The sequence below is a fragment of the Streptomyces sp. NPDC058758 genome (assembly GCF_042746075.1).
GTDB lineage: Bacteria > Actinomycetota > Actinomycetes > Streptomycetales > Streptomycetaceae > Streptomyces.
This window is the reverse complement of sequence record NZ_JBHYPS010000039.1, coordinates 63,641-77,107: the sequence shown is the minus strand read 5'-3', so window position 1 is coordinate 77,107 and position 13,467 is coordinate 63,641. Positions and strand designations below refer to the sequence as shown.

Genomic DNA, 13,467 nt, shown 5'->3' with positions numbered 1-13,467 from the left:
GTTTTTTTTTTAAAACTCACCGCGCGGCCCCCGTTTCTGGGGGGCGCCCCCCCCCCCCCGCGGGGCCGGCCCCCCGGGGGGGGCGCGGCCGTCACGGCACCACCGGCCGCTGCCCACGCACCGGCCGTCCGACCGACCGACCACCAGGGGAGAGCGCGGGGCATCGTGTTCGACTTTCTTGATTCCGGGCAGTACGACCTGCTCGGCGCCTTCTGGGTGACGGCTCAGCTCGCCCTCTACTCGGCGATCGGCTCGCTGATCTGGGGCACGGCCCTGGTGGCCATGCGGGTGAGCCCGGTCCCGCTGATGCGCGGCTTCGGCACCGCGTACGTGAACCTCGTCCGCAACACCCCGCTGACCGTGGTCATCGTGGCCTGCTCCTTCGGCCTCAACCAGACCCTCCAGGTGACCCTCGGCGGCGACACCTTCGAGCAGATCGGCTTCCGGCTCGCGGTCCTCGGACTCACCGCGTACACCGGCACCTTCGTCTGCGAGGCGCTGCGCTCCGGCATCAACACGGTCCCGGCCGGCCAGGCGGAGGCGGCCCGCGCCCTCGGCATGAGCTTCACCCAGGTCCTGACGCTGGTGATCCTGCCGCAGGCGTTCCGCGCGGCGATCACCCCGCTCGCCAACGTGCTCATCGCCCTCACCAAGAACACGACGGTGGCGGCGGCGATCAGCGCCGCCGAGGCCGCCTTCCTGATGAAGGCGATGATCGAGAACGAGGCGGACGCCCTCTTCGTCATCTTCGGGATCTTCGCCTTCGGCTTCATCGTCCTGACCCTCCCCACCGGCCTCTTCCTGGGCTGGGCGGCCAAGCGACTGGCGGTGAAGCGGTGAACTCCGTCCTCTACGACGTCCCCGGCCCCAAGGCCAAGGCGCGCAACGTCGTCTACACGGTCGTCTTCCTCGCCGTCCTGGGCCTGGTGGCCTACTGGGTGCTCTCCGCCATGGCGGACAAGCACCAGCTGGAAGCCGACAAGTGGAGCCCGTTCGTCACCGACTCCCAGGTCTGGACGACGTACCTGCTGCCCGGCCTGGTCGAGACCCTGAAGGCCGCCGCGCTCTCCATCCTGATCGCGCTGCCGCTCGGCGCGGCCCTGGGCATCGGCCGGCTCTCCGACCACCGCTGGGTGCGGGTCCCGGTCGGCGTCGTCGTCGAGTTCTTCCGGGCCATCCCGGTGCTGCTGCTGATGATCTTCGCGAACCAGGTCTACGCCCAGTTCACTCCGGTCAGCTCCGACTTCCGCCCGCTGTACGCGGTGGTCACCGGCCTGGTGCTCTACAACGCCTCCGTCATCGCCGAGATCGTCCGCGCCGGTGTCCTCTCGCTCCCCCGGGGCCAGGGCGACGCGGCCGTCGCGCTCGGCATGCGCAAGGGCCAGACCATGCTGTACGTGCTGCTGCCGCAGGCCGTCACGGTCATGCTGCCCGCCCTGGTCAGCCAGCTCGTCGTCATCGTGAAGGACACCGCCCTCGGCGGCGCGATGCTCGGCTTCGGCGAACTGCTCAGCCAGAACCGGCAGATCACCGCGAACTACGGCGCCAACACGATCGCCGCCTTCACCGTCATCGCCCTCATCTACATCGCGCTCAACGCCCTCCTCACCCAGTGCGCCGCCCTCCTGGAGAAGCGGCTCCGGCAGGGCCGCAAGGCCGCCGCGGTGAAGGACGCCGCCCCGATCACCCACGTCGAGGCGGGCGCGGCGAGCACCGGCGGCGCCTGACCCCGCCGCCCTTCGAATCCGTACGACCACCACCCCGACCGGCCCGGTTTCCCCCAAGTTCCGCGCCCGTCCACTTCCGGCCCCGTCCGTCTCCCCCGGAGCGTCCGCTTCCGGTGGGACCGGCGGGGCCGGAGGTCCTGGTGGGGCCGGAAGGGGTACGAGGGGCCGCCCGGAGCCGCCGGAGCCGGCCCTTCCCGGACGCCGGCCGCACCACGCCCACCGCGTCACTTGACGCAAAACACCCTGACTGGGTTGCATACGGTCTGTGATCAAGCACCGGGCTCGTGCCACACTCTGCTGTGCTGCCCCCATGACTTTCCGGCCTTTTGGAGCCGCGCCGTGGACCCGGTGATCATCGTGGGCGCGGGGCCGGTCGGCCTCGCGCTCTCCCTCGCGCTCGCCGCGCAGGGCGTGCCCAGCGTCGTCCTCGACGAGACCTCCGGCCAGGAGGAGCCGCGCCCCGCGCGGACCGTCGTGCTGCGCGCCGACATGGCCGCCCTGGTCGAGCGGCTGGGCTGCGCCACCGTCCGCGACGAGGGGCTGCGCTGGGTCGGCTGGCGCGGGACGCGGCGGCGCCAGCAGCCCCGCCAGGTCGCCTTCGACCTGGGGCTCGGCGGCACCGAGGAGTGGTCCGAGGACCCGGACTCCCCCGCGGCGCCGGCCGCACCCCTGCACATCCCCCAGCACGCGCTCGCCCGCGGCCTGCGCGACGCCCTCGCCCGCGAGCCCCTCGTCCGGCTCGTCACCGACGCCCGTCTGGACACCGTCGAGCAGGACCGCACCGGGGTCACCGCCCACACCCGCGGGCCTGACGGCACCTGGTGGCGCGGCAGCCACCTCGTCGGCTGCGACGGCGCCCGCTCGACCGTCCGCAAGCTGCTCGGCGTCCGCTTCCCCGGCCGCACCGCCGTCGAGCGGCACGCGGTCGCCGCATTGCGCACCGAACTCCCCTGGGCCGGCGAGTCCCTGCTGCACCGTCAGCCCCCGTGGCGCGGGGTCGGCGAGGAGATCACCGCCCGGCCGCTGCCCGATGGGGTGTGGCGGATCGACTGGCTGCTGCCGCCGCGCGGCGAACTCGTCACGCCGGACGCCCTGGTGACCCGGATCCGGGAGACCCTCGCCGGCTGGTGCGAGGGCACCACTCCGCCGTACGAGCTCCTCGACACCGGCGTCCACACCCTGCACCACCGGCTCGCCCGCCGGTGGCGCGTCGACCGGGTGCTGCTCGCCGGGGACGCGGCCCACCTGCTGGGCGCGGTCGGCACCCAGGGCCTCGACGAGGGCCTCCGGGACGTCGACAACCTCGCCTGGAAGCTCGCCCTCGCCTGGCACCGCGCCGCCCCGGACGCCCTGCTCGACAGCTACCAGAGCGAGCGGCGCACGGCGATCGCCGCCCGGCTGCGCGCCGCCGACCAGGCCCTGCCGGTGCTGCGCGGCGGCGGGGGCCTGCGGACGTACCTGCCGGGCGTGCTGCGCGGCCACGACGCCCTGCTGACCGACGGGCACCTGGGCCGGGGCCCGCTGGGCGCCTCCCCGGCCTACCCCCACTCGCCGCTGGCCGCGCCCTTCAGCGAGGGCATGGTCCCGGTGGGCACGCCGCTCGGCGCGCCCGTCGAGGACGTGCGGGTCACCGCCCCCGACGACACGACGGTACGGCTCCGGGACCGGCTGGGGCAGTCCCGCTTCCTGGTCCTGCTGGTGGCCCCCGGGTCCGGGGTGTGGGAGCGCAGGCACTGGCGGACGGCCGGCCTGATGCCCCGCCTGGAGGAGGCCGCCGAGGCGCTTCCGGTGGCCGCCGAGGTCCTGGTGACCGACGCCTATCCGGGCGCCCCCGCCCACGCCGTCCTGCTCGTCCGGCCCGACGGACACCTGGTCGCCGCCTTCGCCGGCGTGCGCCCCGGAGAACTCCACGCGGCGGCGGAGGCCGCCCGCGGCAACGCCCCGGGGGAGACTCCCCAGGAGGCCCCGGAGGAGACCGGACGGTCCGGGGCCGCGGCCGCCGAGCCGGTGGTCCCGGTGGAGGTCCCCGCACCGGCGGAGGCGTCGCTGGGACACGACCGGACCGTGGACGTCCATTGATTCGCGCGGGCGCGCGTGGTGTACTCCGGAACGTGACCGACACCGATGTGCGCCTGTGGCGGAGGGTCCATATGGACCTGATCCGCTATGCGGGCTGCGTGTGTCGCCCGTCCTTCTGAACTCGCTTCCCTTCCCCCGCGCGCCCGCCCGCCCCGCCCCGGACACCCGTCCGGCGCGGTGGCCTCGGCGACCCTCCGGGCCTTCCCGTCGGTCCCCCCGGCGGCGCGCGCACCCCAGCGACTCCAGGACGGTCACCCGTGCCCGCGTCTTCTGTCACCCCTTCCCCCTCCCCCGCCCGGACGGCCGGCGGTCCGCCGACCCCGGCCGAACTGCTCGACTTCGTCCGCCGCACCGCCGCCGACCAGGCCCTCGTCGACTCCCTGCCGCTCGACCCCGAGGGCCGTACCTGGGTACGTCTGGACGGCCCCGGCGGCAGCGAGGCGTGGCTCATCGGCTGGCCGCCCGGCACCGGCACCGGCTGGCACGACCACGCCGAGTCCTTCGGCGCCTTCGCCACGGCCCGCGGCAGCCTGACCGAGCACGCGCTCGCCGTCCGCCTCCCGGCGGGCGGCTGGAAGACCCTGGAGCTGGCCGAGGGGCTCGACCGCTCCCGCCGGCTCGACGCGGGCACCGGCCGCGCCTTCGGCCGCGACCACGTCCACGAGGTGCTGAACGCCTCCCCCGACGTCCATGCGGTCTCGGTGCACGCCTACTACCCGCCGCTCCCGCTGATCCGGCGCTTCAGCCGGACGGGCCCGGTGCTCCGCCTGGAGCAGGTCGAGCGTCCGGAGGACTGGCAGTGAGCACCGACCGCGTCGGCATCGACGAGCTTCTGGAACGGGTCCGGTCCGGCCTCGACCGGGTCGACGCCCGCACCGCGTACGAGGAGTACGAGTCGGGCGCGGCGCTCCTGGTCGACACCCGCTACGCGGCCCTGCGCGAACGGGACGGCCTGGTCCCGGGCGCGCTGGTCGTCGAACGCAACGAGCTGGAGTGGCGGCTCGACCCCCTGGGCAGCCACCGCTCCCCCCGGGCCACCGGCCACGACCTGCGGGTGGTGGTCTTCTGCAACGAGGGCTACGCCTCCTCCCTGGCCGCGGAGTCCCTCCGCCGCCTGGGCCTGCACCGGGCGACCGACCTGATCGGCGGTTTCCAAGCGTGGAAGGCGGCGGGCCTCCCGGTCCTCCTGCCGGCCGGTCGGACGGCGCCCTGACGGCCGGGGGCTCGCGGGCGCCGGGACGGCGGCTCGGCGGAGGGTCCTAGAAGCCCTCCTCCAGGCCGTCGGTGGACTCGCCCTCCTCCTCCAGCGCCCGGCGGACCACGCGCAGGGCCATGCCCTCCGGGTAGCCCTTGCGGGCCAGCATCCCGGCGAGGCGTCTGAGCCGGCGGTCGCGGTCGAGACCGCGGGTGGCACGGAGCTTGCGCTCCACCAGCTCGCGCGCGGTGGCCTCCTCCCGCTCGGAGTCCAGCTGGCCGACGGCCTCCTGCACGAGGCCGGGGTCGATGCCCTTGGTGCGCAGCTCGCGGGCGAGGGCGCGGCGGGCGAGGCCCCGCCCGTGGTGGCGGGACTCCACCCAGGCGTCGGCGAAGGCGGCGTCGTCGATGAGACCGACGTCCTCGAAGCGGGCGAGGACCTCCTCGGCGATGTCGTCGGGGATCTCCCGCTTGCGCAGGGCGTCGGCCAGCTGCTTGCGCGTGCGGGGGGTTCCGGTGAGCAGGCGCAGGCAGATCGCCCGCGCCCGCTCAGCCGGATCCTGGGGTGACAGCTCCTTCTCGGCCCTCGACGATTCGGGGCTGTCACCCGGCCATTCGGTGCGACCGGTCACCGGTTCAGCTCTTGGCCGCGGTGGCCTTGGTCGCCTTGGCGGTCTTGGCCGCGGCGGCCGGGGAGGCCTTGGCGTCGTCCGCGCCGGCCGGCTCCGCCGCGTCCGCCGCGTCGGTGGCCGACTCGGCCGTGGCGGCCTCGGGACGGACGCCGACGCCCAGCTTCTCCTTGATCTTCTTCTCGATCTCGTTGGCGAGGTCGGGATTGTCCTTCAGGAAGTTGCGGGCGTTCTCCTTGCCCTGGCCGAGCTGGTCGCCCTCGTACGTGTACCAGGCACCCGCCTTGCGGACGAAGCCGTGCTCCACGCCCATGTCGATCAGGCCGCCCTCGCGGCTGATGCCCTGGCCGTAGAGGATGTCGAACTCGGCCTGCTTGAAGGGGGGCGCGACCTTGTTCTTCACGACCTTGCAGCGGGTGCGGTTGCCCACCGCCTCCGTGCCGTCCTTGAGGGTCTCGATGCGGCGGATGTCGATGCGCACCGAGGCGTAGAACTTGAGCGCGCGGCCACCGGTCGTGGTCTCCGGCGAGCCGAACATCACGCCGATCTTCTCGCGGAGCTGGTTGATGAAGATCGCCGTGGTCTTGGACTGGTTGAGGGCGCTGGTGATCTTCCGGAGGGCCTGGCTCATCAGGCGGGCCTGGAGACCCACGTGGGAGTCGCCCATCTCGCCCTCGATCTCCGCGCGCGGGACGAGCGCGGCGACGGAGTCGATGACGATGAGGTCGAGCGCGCCGGAGCGCACCAGCATGTCGACGATCTCGAGGGCCTGCTCGCCGTTGTCCGGCTGGGACAGGATGAGGTTGTCGATGTCGACGCCCAGCTTGCGGGCGTACTCGGGGTCGAGGGCGTGCTCGGCGTCGATGAAGGCGACCTGTCCGCCGCTCTTCTGCGCGTTGGCCACGGCGTGCAGGGTCAGGGTCGTCTTGCCGGAGGACTCCGGGCCGTAGATCTCCACGACACGGCCACGCGGCAGACCGCCGACGCCGAGGGCGACGTCGAGGGCGGTCGAGCCGGTGGAGATCACCTCGATCGGCTCCTGGGTACGGTCGCCCATGCGCATCACGGCGCCCTTGCCGAATTGGCGTTCAATCTGTGCGAGCGCGGCGTCGAGCGCCTTCTCGCGGTCGGTTCCTGCCATGGGTTCCACCCGGGGTGCTTGAGTCGATCGCTTCATGTGAAAGACGCTAACCCCTGCCACTGACAATGGGTCCTCGCGTCTCTCCGACCTGTGGACAACTCGCCGAGATGTCCGCGATTCCAAGGGCCGGAACCCTCATGAGAATAGATGTTCGATTTTCGTGTCAAGCGCGCCACGCCCGGCCTGTGGACAACCTCCGGCCCTTCGGCGGAGCCGGTCCGCGCCGCCCCCCGCCGCCCGCCTACCTCCCGTCCGCCACGCCCCCGCCCCACGCCCCGTCGTGCCCCGCACCCGCCTCCCGGTCGGCCCGCGACAGCGTCTCGCCGATCATGCGGGTGGCGAAGTCGCGGTCCCCGGCGATCCGGTTGATGTGCTCGGCGAGCAGGAGGGCGGTGGCCTCCAGGGCGGTCATCTCCTCCTTGGTCCAGTCCCCGTACTGCCGGCGCCAGAGGCTGGGGCTCAGGCCGGTGCCCGCCGCGATCACCAGCCCGGACATGGTGGGGATCGCCTCGGGGCGGACGCTGCGGGGCATCATGCGCAGCGTGGCCACGAGGCTGGGGACCACGTACTCGATGACGTCCCGGTCGTGCTCCTCGTGGACCTGTCGCAGCCACTTCATGAAGATGAAGACGAGCGTGCAGGCGCCGTCCAGGAGGTCGTGGACGCCCTGCAGGTCCAGGGAAGCGGTGAGCTGGTCGAGCAGTTTCTGCTGCTCGGGGTCGGTCCCGGTCCTGCCGTCCTGGACGGCCCGGAGCCGGGAGTCGATCACCATGAGCGCCCCGTCCACATCACCGGCGGGGGCGTAGCGGGGGTCGCAGGGCGATGACACAGGCTTCCTCCTCGTAGGACCGCGTCGGCACGGTCAGTCCGTACGGTAGGAGGCTCATCGGACGACTTCCGGCGGATCACCGGAAACGACCTTCAGACGACTGAAACCGCACCCGGCGCGTTGACCGGTGGAACCGCCGGCCGGTACCGCCCCTCGCCCCGCGCCCGGCTCGCCGCTCCCGGGAAGGGCCCTCGCGGCAGGATCCGGGGAGGCGCCCTACTCCCCGGCCGGTCCCACGGGCAGCAGCTCCGGGCGCTTGGCGGCCCGGCCGTCGCCGGAGGACCGGCCGCGCACGCGGCGGACGACCCAGGGCCCGAGGAAGGATCCGGCCCAGACGAGCTCTCCGGCGGCGGCGCGCAGGCGCGTGGGGGCCGGGCGGGACGGCAGCGGCCGGGTCCAGCCGTCGTCGCTGCCCGGGAGGGCGAGCGCGTCGGCGACGGCCGCGGCGATGCGGGCGTGCCCGAGCGGGGAGGCGTGCAGCCGGTCGGCGCTCCACAGCCGGGGGTCGGTGACGACGTCGTGGCGGGCGGTCTCGGCGACGGTCACGCCGTGCCGGCGGGCGGCCTCCCGGATCCGGTCGTTGAGGGCGTGGACGCGGGGGGCGAGGGGGCGGGCCAGCGGGGTGACGCGGCCGACGTCGGGGAACGTGAGGGTCGCCACCCGGGCGCCCTGGCCGGTCAGGGCGGCGAAGACGGCCTCCAGGTGCCCGGCGGTCTCGTCGGCGTCGAAGCCCGGCCGGAGCAGGTCGTTCACTCCGGCCACGACGGTGGCGAGGTCGGGACGGAGGGCGAGGGCCGCCGGGAGCTGTTCCGCCCGCACCGCGCCGGCCAGGCGGCCCCGCACCGCGAGGTTGGCGTACCGGACGCCGGGGTCGGTCCGGGCGAGGTGCTCGGCCAGCCGGTCGGCCCAGCCGCGCAGCCCGGAGCGGTCGTCCCCGTCTCCGACGCCCTCGGTCTGGCTGTCGCCGAGGGCCACGTACCGCCGGTACCCCTGCGCGCTCATCGGCCGGCCACCTTCCCCTACTCCCCTACCCAACCCATCACCTATTCAATTCTTTCACTATAGAGGAGTCGGCGGTCCGGTCGCTGCCCTCGGGGCGGCACCCGCACGGGTCCGCCCCGTGCCCGCGAGCCGGCCCCTCACGCCTCCCCGGAGCCGCCCGAACCGTCCTTCTTGTGCTGGAGGGCCTTCTGGAGCCGTGCCACGACCGCCTCGCCGTACCGCCGGTGGCCGTGCACCCGCGGGTCGTCCATGACGTCGTACCGCTTCACGTACGCCCCGAGGAACGCCTGGAGGGTGGCCACGGCCGGGATGGCGATCAGGGCGCCGACCGCGCCGAGCAGGGCCGTGCCCGCGATCACCGAGCCGAAGGCCACCGCCGGGTGGATGTCGACCGTCTTGGAGGTGAGCTTCGGCTGGAGGACGTAGTTCTCGAACTGCTGGTAGACCACGACGAAGCCGAGCACCCACAGGGCGTACCAGGGGTTCACGGTGAAGGCGATCAGCATCGGCAGCGCACCGGCCAGGTAGGTGCCGATGGTCGGGATGAACTGCGAGACCAGGCCGACCCAGACCGCGAGCGCGGGGGCGTAGGGCACGTCCAGGATCTCGAAGAGGACGAAGTGCGCGACGCCGGAGACGAGGGCCATCAGGCCGCGCGAGTAGAGGTAGCCGCCGGTCTTGTCGACCGCGATCTCCCAGGCGCGCAGCACCTCGGCCTGCCGGGCGGGCGGCAGGACGGAGCAGAGCGCACGGCGCAGGCGGGGGCCGTCGGCGGCGAAGTAGAAGGCGAAGAGGAAGATCGTCAGGAGCCGGAAGAGGCCGCCGAGGACGGTGGCCGAGACGTCCAGGACGCCGGTGGCGCTGTTCTGCACGTACTTCTGCAGCCAGTCCGACTTGAGCACGCTGTCCTGGACCTCGACCCGGGACAGCTCGGTGTGGAAGGTCTGGTTGATCCAGTTGATCAGCGAGTCGAGGTACTTGGGGAAGTTCTCGACCATGTCGACGATCTGCCCGGCGAGCATCGAGCCGAGCAGCACGACGAAGCCGATGCCGAAGACGAGGACGCCGAAGAAGACGAGGAAGGTGGCGAGCCCCCGGCGCATCCCGCGCGCCGCCATGCGGCCGACGGCGGGTTCGATGGCGAGCGCGAGGAAGAAGGCGAGCAGGATGTTGACGAGCAGGCCGACGAGTTGGTGGAAGGCCCAGTCGCCGAGCTGGAAGCAGGCGTAGAGGGCGAGGGCGAGGACCATCGCACGGGGCAGCCAGCGGGGCATGCTCGCCCCGGGCGCCGAAGGGGTGGCGGGCACCTCGGAGGGCGGCTGTCCCCCGGAGCCGGCAGCGGGGGCGCCTGGCGCCGCGCTCGCGTCGGGCGTCGCTCTCCCGGGGACGGCGGGCGTCGCGGATGTCTTCCGGGCGGTCTTCTCGGTGTCGTCAGTCGGGGCCACCCCGCAAGTCTCGCGCACCCTGCGGACGATCCGCCCGGGTCGTCGCGGATCGCCCCGGGAGGACGGTCAGCGCTTCTCGGCCGGGACGTCCATGGCTCCGCAGACCACCCGCCACACGTCCTTCGCCTCCCAGCCGGCGTCCAGCGCCTCGCGGACGGTCCGGCCGCCCAGTTCGGACAGGACGTGGTCCCGCGCGAAGGAGTCCGCGTACCCGGAGCCGAAGTGGTCGGCCATCCGTTCCCAGAAAATCGTCAACCGCATGACACCAGTATCCCGCTCCCAAGAGTGCAGCCCGGCCGCCGGGGCTTGCCATCGCGGGGTTCCGCCCTACGGTCGGAACATGGCCGAAAAACCCCTCTCTCCCCCGCCCTCTCCCCCGGCGGCCCCCGGGTCACCGCTGGCCCGTGCCGAGCGGTTCATCTGGTTGACGGCCCGCGTGCTCGAACAGCGCCGTTTCTCCTACCACTTCCTGCGCGGCGGCGCGGACCCGGTGGAGGCCGCCCTGACCGCGTACCTCGACGAGGACGGCGGTTACGGCCACGGGCTCGAACCGGACCTCCGGGGCCCGGTCAGCCAGCCGCTGCACACCGCGCACGCCCTGCGGGTGCTGGACTCCATCGGGCGCTGCGGCGGACTGCGGGTGGAGCGGATCTGCCGCTATCTGACGGCGGTTTCCACGCACGAGGGGGCGCTGCCGGCGATCCACCCCTCCCAGCGCGCCTATCCGTCGGCCCCGTTCGTGCCGGTCGTCGACGACCCGCCCGGGGAACTGCTCTCGACCGGACCGGTGGTCGGCACGCTCCACCGCAACCAGGTCTGGCACGCCTGGCTGTTCCGGGCCACCGAGTTCTGCTGGACGGCGGTGGAGTCGCTGGAGAAGTCCCATCCGTACGAGGTGCAGGCGGCGATCGCCTTCCTCGACTCGGCGCCGGACCGGCCGCGGGCCGAGGCGGCGGCCGACCGGCTCGGGCGACTGGTGCGCGAGCAGCGGCTCGCCGTCCTGGACCCGGACCGCCCGGAGGAGTTCCCGGTGGCCGACGGGTACGCGCCGGGCGAGCACCACTATCCGCACGACTACGCGCGCGTGCCGGACTCGCTCGCCCGGGGCTGGTTCACCGACGAGGAGCTGTCCCGCTCGCTGGACCACCTCGCCGCGGAGCAGGCCGAGGACGGGGGCTGGCCGATCCGGTGGCGGGCCTGGGCGCCGGGCTCGTCCCTGGAGTGGCGGCCGATCGTCACGATCGAGGCGCTGCGCACCCTGCGCGCCTACGGGCGCCCGCTGGACGGCTGATCCCGGTCCCCGCGCGCGGGGACCGGTCGGCCGGCTCCCGTACGGCTCCGGCTCAGCCGCCCAGGGCCCGCACCCCCGCGGTCACCACGACGGCGGCGCCCACGACGACCAGGAAGGGCGCGCGCAGGACGAGGGCGAGGGCGGCGGCGGCCACGCCGGCGACCCGGGCGTCCACGGTGAGGGACGTGCCGGCGGCGAAGGTCTGCTGGGCGGTGAGCGCCGCGAGGAGGGCGACGGGCAGGAGGGCGGCGAGGCGCCGGACGAGCGGCCGCTCCAGGGTCCGGGCCGGGACGAGCAGGCCGGTCAGCTTGACCAGGTAGCAGCCGGCGACGGTGAGGCCGATCGCGATCCAGACGTGGGCGCTGTCCAGGCCGTTCACCGGCTCGCCTCCTCGTCCGGAACCCGCTCCCGCCGCGCCCCGCGCCCCTGGTACCAGAGGACGGCCGGGGCGGCGAGCGCCGCGACCAGGACGGGGACCCCCGCCGGCAGCACGGGCAGCAGGCCGAGGCCGAGGACGACGGCGATCCCGGCGGTGGCCCGCTCGGTCGCGGTCCTCAGCATCGGGGCGAGCAGCGCGAGGAAGACGGCCGGGCCCGCGGCGTCCAGCCCCCAGGCGGCGATGTCGCCGATGGCCTCGGCGCCGAGCGCCCCGAGCAGCGTGGTGAGGTTCCACAGGACGTAGAGGGTGAGCCCGGTGACGGTGAAGCCGATCCGGACGGACCTGCGGTCCGGCTGGGCGAGGGCGACGGCGGTGGTCTCGTCGATGACCCACTGCGCGGCGAAGGGCTTCACGGCCCTCGGCAGGGCGAGGAGCTGGGAGAGGCGCAGCCCGTAGAAGGCGTTGCGGGTGCCGAGGAAGAAGGCGCCGGCGGCGGCCGTGAACGGGTTGCCGCCGCCGGCCAGGGCGCCGACGAGGGCGAACTGCGAGGCGCCCGTGAAGACGAGCAGGCTGAGCGCGCAGGTCTGGAGGAGGGTGAGCCCGGCGCCGGCCGAGGTCACGCCGAAGGCGAAGCCGGAGAGCCCGACGGCGACGCCGACCCCGAGCGCGTCCCGGACCACGGCGGAGTCCGGCTTGCCGGCGCCGCCGGCCGTCCCGGCGACTGACTGGTCACGTATGTCCCCCGTGGCGGGGTGTGCTGTCTTTTCTGCCACGCCGGAGACGTTACGAGCCCGCCCGCGTCCGGTCTTGTACGTTCTTGCGCCCGGCACCGCGCGGGTCCACGCCCCGGGAGCGCTGGTAGGCGCCCGGCGGGACGCCGACGCTGCGGGTGAAGTGGCGGTTCAGGTGGGGCTGGTCCGTGAAGCCGACGGCGACGGCCGCCTCGGCCGGCGGCGCCCCGGCGTCCAGGAGCCGCCGGGCCCGCCGCACGCGCGCGTCCGTGAGCCAGGTGTGCGGCGGCATGCCGTACTCGGCGCGGAAGGCCCGCAGCAGGGCGAAGGGGCTGGTGCCGAACTCGGCGGCGAGCCGCTCCAGGGTGGGCGGCTCGGCCATCCGCTCCTCCAGGACCTCACGCGCGCGTGCCGCGTCCCGCGCTCCCGCGCCCCGGGGCGTCAGCGGGCGCAGCCGGCCGCCGTGACTGCGCAGCATCCGGGCGGTGACCAGCCGCAGCAGGCTGTCGGCGGCGAGCGCGTTGCCCTCCTCGGCGGCCCGGTGGACGCCGATGACGAGCTGGGCGGCGTAGGGGTCGTCCACGACGGGCTGGGTGAAGCCGACCGGGCCGCGGACGGCGAGGACGTCGGCGGCGATGGACCGGATGAGCTCCGGGTCGGGGTAGATGGTGCGGTAGGTCCAGCCCTCGGGGATGCCGGCGTGCCCGGTGTGCATGGTGTCCGGGTTCACCAGGGCGATCTGTCCGGGGCCCGCGTGGACCAGCTCGTTCCGGTAGTGGAACGCCTCGACGCCCTCGGTGATCGCGGCGTAGACGAAGGTCTCGTGGGTGTGGCGGGAGAAGGTCTTCTCGATGTAGTGGGCGTGCAGCAGATCGACGCCGGGCAGCTCGGCGTACTGCCAGTACCGTGCCCTCTCGCCCCTCGCCATGCCTCCATTCTGCGTCGGTGCCGCCCCGGCGACGACCGGGTGTCCACAGGTCAGGACGGCGCCGGCGCCGGTTTTCCACAGGTACCGGCGGT

Annotated in this window: 16 protein-coding genes; 7 read left to right on the top strand and 9 right to left on the bottom strand. The window is 73.9% G+C overall.

Going from position 1 to position 13,467, the window contains the following annotated elements; translation table 11 throughout:
* The first annotated feature begins 165 nt into the window (after window positions 1-165).
* The 6 genes from ACFW6A_RS32465 to ACFW6A_RS32440 all read left to right on the top strand — a co-directional run bounded on the left by ACFW6A_RS32465 (window position 166) and on the right by ACFW6A_RS32440 (window position 5,019).
* A complete protein-coding gene (locus ACFW6A_RS32465) occupies window positions 166-840 on the top strand; it encodes an amino acid ABC transporter permease (protein ID WP_030757233.1) in 675 nt (224 codons plus the stop codon).
* Entirely contained in the window at window positions 837-1,727 is an 891-nt protein-coding gene (locus ACFW6A_RS32460) for an amino acid ABC transporter permease (RefSeq protein WP_351848662.1), read from the top strand. Before ACFW6A_RS32465 ends, ACFW6A_RS32460 begins: the two co-directional genes overlap by 4 nt.
* A 339-nt stretch (window positions 1,728-2,066) precedes the next feature.
* Window positions 2,067-3,806 carry an FAD-dependent monooxygenase gene (locus ACFW6A_RS32455; RefSeq protein ID WP_351848659.1) on the top strand — a complete coding sequence of 580 codons (1,740 nt, stop codon included), beginning with the start codon at window positions 2,067-2,069 and terminating at the stop codon, window positions 3,804-3,806.
* 32 nt (window positions 3,807-3,838) lie between these two features.
* Window positions 3,839-3,925: a putative leader peptide gene (locus ACFW6A_RS32450; protein WP_346768519.1), complete on the top strand. Its 87-nt coding sequence runs from the start codon at window positions 3,839-3,841 to the stop codon at window positions 3,923-3,925.
* Window positions 3,926-4,063: 138 nt separating this feature from the next.
* Window positions 4,064-4,609 (top strand): cysteine dioxygenase, encoded by a 546-nt coding sequence (locus tag ACFW6A_RS32445; protein ID WP_351848656.1) that lies wholly within the window; start codon window positions 4,064-4,066, stop codon window positions 4,607-4,609.
* Window positions 4,606-5,019 (top strand): rhodanese-like domain-containing protein, encoded by a 414-nt coding sequence (locus tag ACFW6A_RS32440; protein ID WP_351848653.1) that lies wholly within the window; start codon window positions 4,606-4,608, stop codon window positions 5,017-5,019. The genes ACFW6A_RS32445 and ACFW6A_RS32440 overlap by 4 nt, the downstream gene beginning before the upstream one ends.
* 46 nt (window positions 5,020-5,065) lie before the next feature.
* Here ACFW6A_RS32440 and recX read toward each other — a convergent pair whose 3' ends face one another.
* The 6 genes from recX to ACFW6A_RS32410 all read right to left on the bottom strand — a co-directional run bounded on the left by recX (window position 5,066) and on the right by ACFW6A_RS32410 (window position 10,307).
* Window positions 5,066-5,632, bottom strand: coding sequence for a recombination regulator RecX (gene recX, locus ACFW6A_RS32435; RefSeq protein ID WP_351848650.1), 567 nt, complete (start codon window positions 5,630-5,632; stop codon window positions 5,066-5,068).
* 4 nt (window positions 5,633-5,636) lie between these two features.
* Window positions 5,637-6,770 (bottom strand): recombinase RecA, encoded by a 1,134-nt coding sequence (gene recA, locus ACFW6A_RS32430; RefSeq protein WP_351848647.1) that lies wholly within the window; start codon window positions 6,768-6,770, stop codon window positions 5,637-5,639.
* A gap of 241 nt (window positions 6,771-7,011) precedes the next feature.
* On the bottom strand, window positions 7,012-7,599 hold the full coding sequence (locus ACFW6A_RS32425) for a hypothetical protein (protein ID WP_351848646.1): 588 nt from the start codon (window positions 7,597-7,599) through the stop codon (window positions 7,012-7,014).
* A 216-nt stretch (window positions 7,600-7,815) separates the two neighbouring features.
* Complete coding sequence (locus tag ACFW6A_RS32420) at window positions 7,816-8,601, bottom strand: SGNH/GDSL hydrolase family protein (RefSeq protein ID WP_386477524.1); 786 nt, start codon at window positions 8,599-8,601, stop codon at window positions 7,816-7,818.
* Between the two features lie 137 nt (window positions 8,602-8,738).
* The gene (locus tag ACFW6A_RS32415) at window positions 8,739-9,875 is read right to left on the bottom strand and encodes an AI-2E family transporter (protein WP_386477527.1); all 1,137 of its coding nucleotides are present in this window, start codon (window positions 9,873-9,875) and stop codon (window positions 8,739-8,741) included.
* Window positions 9,876-10,112: 237 nt separating this feature from the next.
* Complete coding sequence (locus ACFW6A_RS32410; RefSeq protein ID WP_351848640.1) at window positions 10,113-10,307, bottom strand: DUF3046 domain-containing protein; 195 nt, start codon at window positions 10,305-10,307, stop codon at window positions 10,113-10,115.
* A gap of 79 nt (window positions 10,308-10,386) precedes the next feature.
* Here ACFW6A_RS32410 and ACFW6A_RS32405 point away from each other — a divergent pair, with 79 nt between their 5' ends.
* Window positions 10,387-11,337, top strand: a complete 951-nt coding sequence (locus ACFW6A_RS32405) for a hypothetical protein (RefSeq protein ID WP_386645008.1) — start codon at window positions 10,387-10,389, stop codon at window positions 11,335-11,337.
* Between the two features lie 52 nt (window positions 11,338-11,389).
* On the opposite strand, the gene ACFW6A_RS32400 is transcribed toward ACFW6A_RS32405, so the two are convergent.
* From ACFW6A_RS32400 to ACFW6A_RS32390, 3 genes are read right to left on the bottom strand one after another with little or no spacing between them, the layout of a single operon-like run.
* Window positions 11,390-11,707, bottom strand: a complete 318-nt coding sequence (locus tag ACFW6A_RS32400) for an AzlD domain-containing protein (RefSeq protein ID WP_351848747.1) — start codon at window positions 11,705-11,707, stop codon at window positions 11,390-11,392.
* A gap of 5 nt (window positions 11,708-11,712) precedes the next feature.
* Window positions 11,713-12,489: an AzlC family ABC transporter permease gene (locus ACFW6A_RS32395; protein WP_386645005.1), complete on the bottom strand. Its 777-nt coding sequence runs from the start codon at window positions 12,487-12,489 to the stop codon at window positions 11,713-11,715.
* A 10-nt stretch (window positions 12,490-12,499) separates the two neighbouring features.
* A complete protein-coding gene (locus tag ACFW6A_RS32390; protein WP_386645002.1) occupies window positions 12,500-13,375 on the bottom strand; it encodes an AraC family ligand binding domain-containing protein in 876 nt (291 codons plus the stop codon).
* Window positions 13,376-13,467 lie beyond the last annotated feature (92 nt).

What these genes read in the sequence shown, in the direction of transcription:
- ACFW6A_RS32410 (WP_351848640.1), bottom strand. Translation starts at nt 10,307, where the DNA reads ATGCGGTTGACGATTTTCTGGGAACGGATGGCCGACCACTTCGGCTCC.
- ACFW6A_RS32420 (WP_386477524.1), bottom strand. Translation starts at nt 8,601, where the DNA reads ATGAGCGCGCAGGGGTACCGGCGGTACGTGGCCCTCGGCGACAGCCAG.
- ACFW6A_RS32415 (WP_386477527.1), bottom strand. Translation starts at nt 9,875, where the DNA reads ATGCCCCGCTGGCTGCCCCGTGCGATGGTCCTCGCCCTCGCCCTCTAC.
- recA (WP_351848647.1), bottom strand. Translation starts at nt 6,770, where the DNA reads ATGGCAGGAACCGACCGCGAGAAGGCGCTCGACGCCGCGCTCGCACAG.
- ACFW6A_RS32390 (WP_386645002.1), bottom strand. Translation starts at nt 13,375, where the DNA reads ATGGCGAGGGGCGAGAGGGCACGGTACTGGCAGTACGCCGAGCTGCCC.
- ACFW6A_RS32405 (WP_386645008.1), top strand. Translation starts at nt 10,387, where the DNA reads ATGGCCGAAAAACCCCTCTCTCCCCCGCCCTCTCCCCCGGCGGCCCCC.